Source organism: Vibrio sp. Vb1980 (assembly GCF_033338615.1).
Classification (GTDB): domain Bacteria; phylum Pseudomonadota; class Gammaproteobacteria; order Enterobacterales; family Vibrionaceae; genus Vibrio; species Vibrio alginolyticus.
The window spans coordinates 22809-33849 of record NZ_JAWOSZ010000027.1 but is presented as its reverse complement, the minus strand read 5'-3'; the positions used below and the strand labels follow the sequence as shown (position 1 = coordinate 33849).

Below are 11041 nucleotides of genomic sequence, written 5' to 3'. Positions count from 1 at the left end.
CTTTAAAATACAAAACGCCCGATGAAGTACATCGAGCGTTTTAGTTAAAAAGTGTCAACCCATATCAGGACGGGTCAAACTTATCTGAGACTATTGACGACGCATCGCATCGAAGAACTCATCGTTGGTCTTCGTCATCGCTAGCTTATCGATTAGGAATTCCATTGCGTCGATTTCGCCCATTGGGTGAACGATCTTACGCAGAATCCACATCTTCTGTAGTTCGTCAGTCTTCGTCAGTAGCTCTTCACGACGTGTACCTGAGCGGTTGAAGTCAATCGCAGGGAATACACGCTTCTCAGCAATCTTACGGTTCAAGTGCAGTTCCATGTTACCTGTACCCTTGAACTCTTCGTAGATAACTTCATCCATTTTAGAACCAGTATCTACTAGTGCCGTTGCGATGATAGTTAGGCTGCCGCCTTCTTCTACGTTACGTGCAGCACCGAAGAAACGCTTAGGACGATGTAATGCGTTTGCATCCACACCACCAGTTAGTACTTTACCTGATGAAGGCACTACGGTGTTGTAAGCACGAGCTAGACGAGTGATAGAGTCAAGCAAGATAACCACGTCTTTCTTATGTTCAACAAGACGTTTTGCTTTCTCGATCACCATTTCCGCTACTTGTACGTGACGAGATGCTGGCTCATCGAAAGTCGACGCAACCACTTCACCTTTAACTAGGCGCTGCATCTCAGTTACTTCTTCTGGACGTTCGTCGATAAGAAGAACCATCAACTCACACTCTGGGTGGTTGTACGCGATGCTTTGCGCGATGTTTTGCAGAAGCATTGTTTTACCCGCTTTAGGCGGAGCAACAATCAGACCACGTTGACCTTTACCGATAGGCGATGCCAAGTCTAAAACACGTGCTGTAATGTCTTCTGTTGAACCGTTACCACGCTCCATAACCATGCGCTCATTCGCATGTAGAGGGGTAAGGTTTTCAAATAGGATCTTGTTACGGGCGTTGTCTGGTTTATCGTCGTTAACGGTATTGACTTTTAGAAGGGCAAAGTAACGTTCACCGTCTTTTGGTGGACGAATTTTACCAGCGATAGAGTCACCAGTACGTAGGTTAAAGCGACGAATCTGACTTGGTGATACGTAGATATCGTCCGGACCCGCAAGGTATGAACTATCTGCACTGCGTAGGAAACCAAAGCCGTCTTGCAGAATTTCCAGAACCCCATCGCCAAAGATGTCTTCGCCGCCTTTAGCGTGCGCTTTTAAAATCGCGAAGATGATGTCTTGTTTTCTTAAGCGAGCTAGGTTCTCTAATCCTAAGCTTTCGCCCAGTTTTACAAGGTCAGACACAGGTCTGTTCTTCAGTTCGGTAAGGTTCATGGTGGTGGATTCTTGTTTAGTCAAAATAAGATCTGTTTTCTAGTTAAGATGGATTTGGTCTCAGGATCGACCAAGAAGAGAAATTTGTTCAATTAACGCGCGATAAGTTAGCACTAATTAGTATTCTAGTCCAGAGTTAGAAAAACAAAACCGTGCATTGTAACTTTGCACGGTTTTATCTGTAATCACTTGGTGATTATAAGTTTGCGTCTAGGAACTCTTTTAGTTGAGTTTTAGACAGAGCACCTACTTTCGTTGCCGCTACGTTACCATCTTTAAATAGTAATAGCGTTGGAATGCCGCGAATACCAAACTTAGGTGGTGTACCTGCGTTATGGTCGATGTTTAGTTTACCGATAGTGAGTTTGCCTTCGTACTCGTCTGCGATTTCGTCCAAAATAGGAGCGATCATTTTACAAGGACCACACCATTCTGCCCAAAAATCCACTAGAACCGGGCCTGCAGCGTTGATTACATCGTTTTCAAAACCGTCATCAGTTAGCTGCAAAATCTTATCACTCATCTTCCACTCCAATGTGTTTTTCGAAACTGGTTGGATGATAACCAGTAATTAGATGCCCTATTGGAATGTATTTACTTTCGTATTGCAAGCTTTAGCTGATATTCTATAGCCATGAAAAAGACGCATATCACAGAGCAAAAGTTCGCCGATTTGGGCTTAAAGCCCCAAGTTATTGAAGGATTGGACAAAAAAGGGTTCGAATTTTGTACCCCTATCCAAGCCTTGGCGTTGCCGGTCCTGCTCACCGGCCAAGACATCGCAGGCCAGGCCCAAACGGGTACTGGTAAAACGCTCGCGTTTCTTACTGCTACGTTCAACCACCTTCTGACGACTCCGGAACATGAAGGTCGTAAGCCTACACAGCCACGCGCAATTATTATGGCGCCTACACGTGAGCTCGCTATTCAGATTTACAATGATGCAGAATCATTAACTGAAAGCACAGGTCTAAAAACCGCTCTAGCTTACGGTGGTGAAAGCTACGACAAGCAACTTGCGAAACTGCAAGACGGCGTAGATATTCTGATCGGAACAACAGGCCGTATCATCGATTTCTACAAACAGCGCGTATTTAACCTCAACAACATTCAAGCTGTTGTTCTGGACGAAGCCGACCGCATGTTCGATCTTGGCTTTATTAAAGACATTCGCTTCTTGTTCCGTCGTATGCCTGAGCCAAAAGAGCGTTTGAACATGCTGTTCTCAGCAACGCTGTCTTACCGCGTTCAAGAACTGGCATTCGAACACATGAATACTCCTGAGCATGTCGTTGTCGAACCAGAACAAAAAACTGGCCACCGTATCCAGGAAGAGCTTTTCTATCCTTCGAATGAAGACAAAATGGCGCTGCTTCAAACACTAATTGAAGAAGAGTGGCCAGATCGCGCTATCATTTTTGCCAATACCAAGCATAAGTGTGAATCGGTTTGGGGTCATTTGGCTGCCGATGGACACCGTGTAGGCCTTCTTACTGGCGATGTACCGCAGAAGAAGCGTGAGAAGATTCTTGAGCAATTCACCAAAGGTGATGTCGACATCCTAGTTGCAACTGACGTTGCAGCGCGTGGCCTGCATATTCCTCAGGTAACGCACGTTTTCAACTACGACCTTCCTGACGACTGTGAAGATTATGTTCACCGTATTGGCCGTACTGGTCGCGCTGGTGCGAGCGGTCATTCGATCAGTTTTGCTTGTGAAGAGTACGCGGTTAACCTACCAGCAATCGAAGAATACATTGAGCATACAATCCCAGTTTCAGAGTACGATTCGTCGGCACTGATTCAAGATCTACCGGCTCCGATTCGTATGCGTGCACCACGCAACCAACAGCGCCGCACGAATACTGGCGGTACCCGTTCTGGTAACCGTAAGCCGCAGGGACGTCGTCCACGCCAACCGCGTCAATCGGCACCAAAACAATCGTAATAGGAAACTGAGTTCGTTTTATGAGTCAAGCAGGATCATCACCGCTATATGCCGCCATCGACCTCGGGTCGAACAGTTTTCACATGCTCGTTGTGCGTCACATCGATGGCAGCGTTCAAACAATGGCTAAAATTAAGCGCAAAGTTCGTCTAGCAGCGGGCTTAGATGAACATAATTCTCTTAGTATGGAAGCTATGCAGCGAGGATGGGACTGCTTAAGTCTATTTGCGGAACGCTTGCAGGACATTCCTAAACAAAACATTCGCATCGTCGGTACTGCAACATTACGTACCGCGACCAATGTAGATGTGTTTTTAGAAAAGGCTAACCAAATTCTAGGCCAGCCTATCGAAGTGATTACTGGTGAAGAAGAAGCTGCCACTATCTATAAAGGTGTCGCTCACACCTCTGGCGGTAGTGGTCGTCGCCTTGTAGTCGATATCGGTGGAGCAAGTACCGAACTGATTATCGGTGAAGGTTTCGAAGCCAAAGCACTGACCAGCTTAAAAATGGGCTGCGTGACTTGGCTTGAAAACTTCTTTAAAGATCGCCAATTGAATGCTCGTAACTTTGACGCGGCAATTGAAGGAGCGAAACAGACCATCCAGCCGATTTTAGAACGTTATACAGAAATTGGTTGGGATGTGTGCGTTGGTGCATCAGGCACTGTTCAGGCATTGCAAGAGATAATGCTGGCGCAAGGCATGGACGAAGTAATCACTCACTCCAAACTCAAGCGTCTACAGAAGCAAGCCATGTTGGCCGACCATTTAGAAGAGCTCGATATTGAAGGCTTAACACTTGAGCGCGCATTAGTGTTCCCTAGTGGCCTCTCTATTTTGATTGCCGTTTTTGAATTGCTTGAAATCGATGCTATGACACTGGCTGGCGGCGCACTACGCGAAGGCTTAGTGTATGAGATGGTTGAAGAGCTTCGTCAAGAAGACATTCGTGCCCGCACTATCGCTAGCGTACAAAATCGTTATCAGCTCGATCACCAATACGGTGAACAAGTCGCTAGTCTGGCACACACGCTTTTACAGCAAGCTGGGGGCGATGAGTGGATTACAGAGCCTCAGGGCAAGATATTACTCGAGACCGCCGCAAAACTGCATGAAATTGGCTTAACTATCGATTTCAAAAAAGGCGGAGAGCATAGTGCTTACTTGCTGCAGAATTTGGATCTGCCTGGTTACACGCGCGCACAGAAGTTCTTTATTGGTGAAGTGGCTCGGCGCTATCGCGAACAGCTCACTTCTTTACCTGAGCAGCATGCATTATCAGGCTCGAGTGCCAAACGAGTATTGAGACTGTTGCGTCTTGCAGTTTTACTCAGCCATCGTCGCAATCCTGATCTAGAGCCAAATGTGACTCTAACAGTTGAAGGCGACAATCTAACGTTACACATTGATGCGCAATGGCTAGAGAAAAACCCACTGACTGCGGCTGAGTTGGAAATTGAATCCAACCGTCAGACAGACATCGGCTGGCCATTAAATATCGTAGCAAAATAAGCGAATGTCACTGCCTTACAATACTAAAGCCCAGGCGTTCGCTTGGGCTTTTTTGCATCTACCTCCCCTACAAAACGTGCTGCCCAGCAAAAATTTCAGCTTCTCCGCTCTACATCGAAAAACAGCCATGCTTTATTGATAAACACAATTTAGCCAACCAAGATGCACCATCATGAAAACCGTTTTAATGACTGGCTTAACTGGCACTCTCGCCCCAAAAGTCGCTCATCAGTTTCACATACGCGGCTGGAACATATTGGAGTGGAATCACCACCAAATCTCACCAGATGATCCAGAGCAAAGTGAGCAATTTTGGCAGCAGCACCACATTGATGCGGTGTGCCATATGGCGATGGGGAGTGAAGCATGGGCAGCATGGCTCGGTGAACACTGCAAACAGCGCAACATTCCTTACCTCTTTGTCAGCACAGCAATGGTATTTGATGCCACAAAAAACGGGCCTTATGGCATCTTTGAAGAAAGAAACACCCAAGATGATTACGGCAAATACAAAGTTCGTTGTGAAGATGCAATCTGGCAAGCAAATCCAGATGCGATGGTTGCTCGAATTGGTTGGCAGCTCCATCACCAAGCAGAAGGCAATAACATGTTGGCGCATCTCGACCGCCAATATGAAGAGAACGGCGTTATTACCGCTAGCACGGCTTGGTATCCTGCGACTTCTCATATGGACGATACTGCACTCGCCTTTTTGCAGCTTATTGAGCGGAACGAAGCCGGTTTATATCACCTTGATAGCAACTTAAAAGATAAGTGGAATTTCTACGAACTCGTTTGTGCACTCAAACAGCATTACAACAAACCATGGCAAGTGCTGCCAAGCAATGACTATCACCATGACCAACGTCTAACAGATGAACGAATTGCCTTGCCGCCATTGAGTGAACGTTTCACCAAGCCAGAGCAAATCCAGCAAGCTGGCATCATAGGAATCAACTGGGGACGCACGCACATTCCGCACTATAGAAACAATGGTGTTGCAGTCACGACGTTATGTGCCAACCAAATAGAACCTCTTCAGCAAGCGTGCAGTGAAGAAGCAATCCCAAAGGCAGAAACGAACATCAGCGCACTCAAACTACTTGATGTCGTGACCATCGCGACACCTGCGCATACTCATGCAGAGATCATAAAGACGTTAGGTTCAACCAAGCTTATCTGTGAAAAGCCATTGTTGGGATTGAATTCCGACATCACTCACTGGCAGCAACCGAACGCCAACCTATTGGTTAATTACGCCTTTGCTCAGCTAAATACCGCCAAGACAATAGAGGAGTGGCTCACTTCGCAAACCCAACCTTGTGTGGTCAATCTAGTCACCCAGGTTAACCTACCGGGCACCTTCACACTCAAAGAGTGGTTTCTTGAAACAGCTAGCCACCCTATCTCCTGGTTGCTGCACTGCTTTGGAGACTACTCTCAGTCGACACTGACTGAGAAAAACGGCCAACTGATCGTTGAGCTGCAATGTGGCGACCACCAGCTAAGATTTGTATTTGAATTAACAGGTGAGCCGGGCATCGAGCACAATCTAACGATTCAATCCAACCAGACTTTAACCAGCAAAGGCTACTATCGTGTCGGCGAAAAATGGCGTTTCGAGCCCATTCTCGTTAATGGCAACGCGATAAATGATGGAGAGTACAGCGAGTCTGATTGCTGGCAGGACGCCAATCAACGCAGTGTCGGTTTGATGTTGGCGATGTTCAATCAAAGCATCAGCTGGGATAACGGCCTGCAACTTGGCGCCTTCGATGCGCAAAAAGCCATTTTGATTGAAAAGATGCTCTGTTAGCCATTTCACCAGCGAGCTTCCTCTACGTGCCGTACCTTCGATTAAAAGGTCTCACTCGGGACCTTTTTTACTGCTCATTTTTACCTTCGTACAGCTCAGGGAGCTTTTGGACACCCATGATCTAATTGCTCCCCACGCTGTACAAAACCCTCTAAATCCCAGTAAGCAGGTACAAAAAAGCCGCTTGATTTAAGCAAGCGGCTTTCGGGGTTCCCACTGATATTAAGACTGAACGCTTGTCGTCACCTTAAAATCAGGGTTCACCGCAGTCAGCTTCTTAATGAGGTAATTCAGTAATACGCCGTACATAGGAACGAACAGACCAAGACTGATAATCAGTTTGAAGCCGTAATCCACCAGCGCGATTTCCGTCCAATGCTCCGCCATAAATGGATCTGGGCTTTGGTAGAACGCAATGGCGAAGAAAGCGATGGTATCAAGTGCATTACCGAAAAGCGTTGAACACGTTGGTGCCACCCACCATTGCTTCATTTGACGTAGGCGGTTGAACACGTGCACATCCATGATCTGACCAAGTAGGTACGCCATGAAGCTAGCAATCGCGATACGAGCAACGAATAAGTTAAATTCCCCTAGGTGACCAAAACCTTGGAATTGACCTTCGAAGAACACCACCGATAAGAAGTAAGACACTGCCAAAGCAGGCAACATCACTAAGAAGATGATCTTACGTGCCAACTGAGCACCGAAAATACGCACGGTTAAATCAGTCGCTAAGAAGATAAATGGGAAAGTGAATGCACCCCAAGTGGTATGGAAACCGAAAATAGTAAACGGTAGCTGAACTAGGTAATTGCTAGATGCAATAATGACTAGGTGGAATAGAACCAGATAGATAAGGGCGTTGCGCTGCTGCGCAGGGGTAAAGTTACTCATGCGATACCTTTTTAGTTTGGTTTGGGGGTGAGGGAACCCAAATCGAGTCACTGAATAAAGTGGCTCTTACCAACAATGTAAAATGAAAAATAAACTGGCTTGGCTCATTCTGAGCGAAGCGGTGGGCGATTATACATTAACCACTTTTCGCCGCAAGTCGTCTGTTTTACGCAAACGTTTGAGCATAAAAAAGGGTGTTTCATGTGAAACACCCTTTCTAGAAAAATTCTATTTTTAGAAGCCGCGTTGGAACAACCCTGCAAGATAATCCAACTCTTCCCTGCTCTCTTCAATCGCTAAAGCTTCAAACCAAATCGCTTCGCTGTAATGCTCTGCTTTCATAAACAGTCGGCAACCTTCAAAATCGATCAGCCAAGAGTGAATGTCCGCATCCCACTGCTTTTCCACCACAGTAGCAGAAAGCAAACCAACTAAACGCTCACCTAAAGCAGGAAAGCTATCAAGGTCAAAGCTCGGCGCGGTAATGATTAAGCGCCCTTCTTGTGCCATGTAGTCCGCTAAGCCAAATTCCTTTTGCATCGTGGTTCCTTATCCGTGGTGAGTAATGTGTTCTTGAATCAAATCGAGGAATGGATCGGCGTACTTCTCCAGTTTGCGCTGACCAACACCGCTAACTGCCAGCATTTCGCCGTAAGACGTTGGCAGAATTTCCGCCATATCAATCAGAGTCGCGTCACTGAAGACCACGTATGGTGGCAAACCATCTTCATCAGCAATCGACTTACGCAGCTTACGTAACTTGGCAAACAGCTTCTTATCGTAATTCTTGCTGGTCAGTTTATCTGACTTCGCCGCACGTGCTGCGGTGTCTAAACGCGGAACTGCTAACTCCAGAGTCACATCGCCACGCAACAGAGGACGCGCCTCTTCGGTAAGTTGCAGCGTTGAATTGCGTGTGATGTTTTGGAACAACAACCCTTTGTGGATCAATTGACGGAAGATACTCACCCAGTAATCGTGGCTGTGATCGCGCCCTATCGCGTAGGTAGAAATCTTATCGTGCCCGTTTTCACGTACACGAATGTTTTGCATGCCACGTAGCACTTCTACCACGTAGCCCATACCAAAGCTCTGATTAACACGATACACACAAGACAACGCCTTACGCGCTTCTTCCGTGGCATCAAAGTGTTTCGGTGGATCTAAGCAAATATCGCAGTTGCCACATGGCTTCTCACGATACTCACCAAAGTAATTCAATAGCACCTGACGACGACAAGTCTGCGCCTCAGCAAAGGCACTCATCGCATTCAGTTTGTGGGTTTCCACCTGCTTCTGTGGACCATCGTCTTTCTCATCCAACATACGGCGCAGCCAACTGATGTCCGCTGGGTCATACAACATCATCGCTTCTGCAGGTAAACCATCACGCCCTGCACGACCCGTTTCCTGATAGTAAGACTCGATGTTGCGCGGGATATCAAAGTGAACCACAAAACGCACGTTTGGTTTGTTGATGCCCATACCGAATGCCACGGTCGCCACTACAATTTGGATGTCATCACGTTGGAAAGCTTCTTGAACGTAAGCGCGCTCATCAGCGTCCATACCTGCGTGATAACCAGCAGCACGAATGTGGTTGTTGCACAGCTTCTCGGTCACCATCTCAACTTTCTTACGGCTACCACAATAGATGATGCCGCAATTCCCCTTTTGGGTTTCAAGATAACGAACGATTTGCGAAACCGGCTTGTGCTTCTCAACTAAGTTGTAGCGGATGTTGGGACGGTCGAAGCTGCCTAGGTAAACCTCTGGATTATTCAGTTGCAGACGCTCAAGAATATCTCGGCGCGTTGCGTCATCTGCGGTCGCCGTCAGCGCCATAAATGGCACATGGGAAAACTGCTGCTTAAGCTGACCAAGCGCGGCGTATTCTGGACGGAAATCGTGTCCCCACTGGGAAATACAGTGCGCTTCATCGACAGCAATCATCGATAGCGGCAAGTTTTCCAAGCGCTCAATGAAATCACGCATCAATACGCGTTCTGGCGAGACGTACACCAACTTAAGATGACCAGTGTGCATGCGGTTATACACGCTGAGCAGCTCTTCACGAGGCATGGTCGAGTTAATGCACTCAGCCGCTACACCGTTGGCTTTAAGCTGGTCCACTTGGTCCTTCATCAGCGAAATCAGCGGAGAAATCACCAAAGTAATGCCAGAGCGAACCAAAGCAGGAACTTGATAACACAGCGACTTACCGCCACCAGTAGGCAGGATAACTAAGCTGTCGCGACCTTCTATCGCGGCGTCAATCACCAACTGCTGACCATCACGGAACTCTTGGTAACCAAACACATCCTCCAACACACGTTGAGGCGTTACAGGCGAATCAGATTGTTCGGCTAACAAGGTCGAGGTCATGAAAAGTCTCAGATTGGGTCTTAAAAAAGAGGTGCTTATGCATACCACTGGCACACAAAGTGAGGGCACATTGTAATGGGGTTTCATGGTGAATAAAACCGCAAATTGTTAGGTGTTTCGCATCACGACTCGTATACTGATTTTCTGCTCTATAAAACACACAATTAGGTGACACTTCATGACACCAGAAGACGAACAACAACGCGCGCGGCAAGGTATCTTGCTAGCGATTGGCGCGTATACCATGTGGGGCATTGCGCCGATGTACTTTAAGTCCATCGCACAAGTATCTCCTTTGGAAATTCTAAGCCACCGAGTGATATGGTCTTTCTTTTTGCTTGCTGCACTCCTCCATTTTGGCCGTCACTGGCGCTCGGCTTACCACATCGCGAAAGACAAAACGAAAATCGCTTACCTGATCGCAAGTTCCATGCTAATTGGCGGCAATTGGTTGATTTTCATTTGGGCGGTAAACTCGAATCATATGCTCGACGCCAGCTTAGGTTATTACATTAACCCACTGATCAACGTCTTACTCGGAATGGTCTTCCTTGGTGAGCGACTGCGTAAATTACAGTGGTTCGCGGTTGTATTGGCAGGTTGTGGCGTACTCGTTCAACTGATTGTATTTGGCTCCGTACCTGTTGTTGCGATGGCGTTAGCAATGAGCTTCGGCTTTTATGGCTTATTAAGAAAGAAAGTCAGTGTCGATGCAAAAACTGGCTTGTTTATCGAGACATTACTTCTGCTGCCGGTGGCCGCTGTTTATTTGCTTTTTATTGCCGATACACCAACCTCAAATATGTTTACGAATCCACTTACGTTAAATAGTTTGTTGATCGCAGCTGGGGTTATAACAACCCTGCCACTGCTGTGCTTTACGGGTGCAGCAACAAGACTCAAATTATCGACTTTGGGCTTTTTCCAATATATAGGCCCAAGCTTAATGTTTTTACTTGCAGTATTGATGTATGGCGAACCCTTTACCATGGATAAAGCGATCACTTTCGTCTTTATTTGGGGAGCACTAGTCGTGTTTAGCTTTGATGGATTACGTAATAACCGTCGCTCACGCCGAATCGTTCAGCCACAGTGATCGTTTTTTACAAGACAAGTTAGAAATAGCCAGAT

9 protein-coding genes are annotated in these 11041 nt (G+C 46.8%); 4 read left to right on the top strand and 5 right to left on the bottom strand.

The features are described from left to right. Positions 1 to 90: 90 nt before the first annotated feature. Both rho and trxA read right to left on the bottom strand, forming a co-directional pair. Complete coding sequence (rho, locus tag R7F64_RS22960; RefSeq protein WP_005378757.1) at positions 91 to 1350, bottom strand: transcription termination factor Rho; 1260 nt, start codon at positions 1348 to 1350, stop codon at positions 91 to 93. A gap of 196 nt (positions 1351 to 1546) precedes the next feature. After that, entirely contained in the window at positions 1547 to 1873 is a 327-nt protein-coding gene (trxA, locus tag R7F64_RS22955) for a thioredoxin TrxA (RefSeq protein ID WP_004745500.1), read from the bottom strand. 111 nt (positions 1874 to 1984) lie between these two features. On the opposite strand from trxA, the gene rhlB reads away from it, so the two are divergent. From rhlB to R7F64_RS22940, 3 genes are all read left to right on the top strand, one after another. Continuing rightward, positions 1985 to 3298, top strand: a complete 1314-nt coding sequence (gene rhlB / locus R7F64_RS22950) for an ATP-dependent RNA helicase RhlB (RefSeq protein ID WP_054577300.1) — start codon at positions 1985 to 1987, stop codon at positions 3296 to 3298. A 20-nt stretch (positions 3299 to 3318) separates the two neighbouring features. After that, positions 3319 to 4812, top strand: coding sequence for a guanosine-5'-triphosphate,3'-diphosphate diphosphatase (gene gppA / locus R7F64_RS22945; RefSeq protein ID WP_053306516.1), 1494 nt, complete (start codon positions 3319 to 3321; stop codon positions 4810 to 4812). A gap of 172 nt (positions 4813 to 4984) precedes the next feature. After that, complete coding sequence (locus tag R7F64_RS22940) at positions 4985 to 6628, top strand: sugar nucleotide-binding protein (protein ID WP_253657724.1); 1644 nt, start codon at positions 4985 to 4987, stop codon at positions 6626 to 6628. 222 nt (positions 6629 to 6850) lie between these two features. Here R7F64_RS22940 and R7F64_RS22935 read toward each other — a convergent pair whose 3' ends face one another. The 3 genes from R7F64_RS22935 to recQ all read right to left on the bottom strand — a co-directional run bounded on the left by R7F64_RS22935 (position 6851) and on the right by recQ (position 9910). Next, positions 6851 to 7525: a 7-cyano-7-deazaguanine/7-aminomethyl-7-deazaguanine transporter gene (locus R7F64_RS22935; RefSeq protein ID WP_005378770.1), complete on the bottom strand. Its 675-nt coding sequence runs from the start codon at positions 7523 to 7525 to the stop codon at positions 6851 to 6853. A 234-nt stretch (positions 7526 to 7759) separates the two neighbouring features. Further along, on the bottom strand, positions 7760 to 8065 hold the full coding sequence (locus R7F64_RS22930; protein ID WP_005378772.1) for a DUF3630 family protein: 306 nt from the start codon (positions 8063 to 8065) through the stop codon (positions 7760 to 7762). 9 nt (positions 8066 to 8074) lie between these two features. After that, entirely contained in the window at positions 8075 to 9910 is a 1836-nt protein-coding gene (gene recQ / locus R7F64_RS22925; protein WP_047102541.1) for an ATP-dependent DNA helicase RecQ, read from the bottom strand. A gap of 178 nt (positions 9911 to 10088) precedes the next feature. On the opposite strand from recQ, the gene rarD reads away from it, so the two are divergent. Beyond that, the gene (rarD, locus tag R7F64_RS22920) at positions 10089 to 11006 is read left to right on the top strand and encodes an EamA family transporter RarD (protein ID WP_047102542.1); all 918 of its coding nucleotides are present in this window, start codon (positions 10089 to 10091) and stop codon (positions 11004 to 11006) included. Positions 11007 to 11041: the final 35 nt, after the last annotated feature.

Excerpts from the sequence above, each read along its gene's own strand:
- R7F64_RS22940 (WP_253657724.1), top strand. The coding sequence starts at position 4,985 with ATGAAAACCGTTTTAATGACTGGCTTAACTGGCACTCTCGCCCCAAAA.
- rarD (WP_047102542.1), top strand. The coding sequence starts at position 10,089 with ATGACACCAGAAGACGAACAACAACGCGCGCGGCAAGGTATCTTGCTA.
- rho (WP_005378757.1), bottom strand. The coding sequence starts at position 1,350 with ATGAACCTTACCGAACTGAAGAACAGACCTGTGTCTGACCTTGTAAAA.
- R7F64_RS22930 (WP_005378772.1), bottom strand. The coding sequence starts at position 8,065 with ATGCAAAAGGAATTTGGCTTAGCGGACTACATGGCACAAGAAGGGCGC.
- trxA (WP_004745500.1), bottom strand. The coding sequence starts at position 1,873 with ATGAGTGATAAGATTTTGCAGCTAACTGATGACGGTTTTGAAAACGAT.
- recQ (WP_047102541.1), bottom strand. The coding sequence starts at position 9,910 with ATGACCTCGACCTTGTTAGCCGAACAATCTGATTCGCCTGTAACGCCT.
- gppA (WP_053306516.1), top strand. The coding sequence starts at position 3,319 with ATGAGTCAAGCAGGATCATCACCGCTATATGCCGCCATCGACCTCGGG.
- rhlB (WP_054577300.1), top strand. The coding sequence starts at position 1,985 with ATGAAAAAGACGCATATCACAGAGCAAAAGTTCGCCGATTTGGGCTTA.
- R7F64_RS22935 (WP_005378770.1), bottom strand. The coding sequence starts at position 7,525 with ATGAGTAACTTTACCCCTGCGCAGCAGCGCAACGCCCTTATCTATCTG.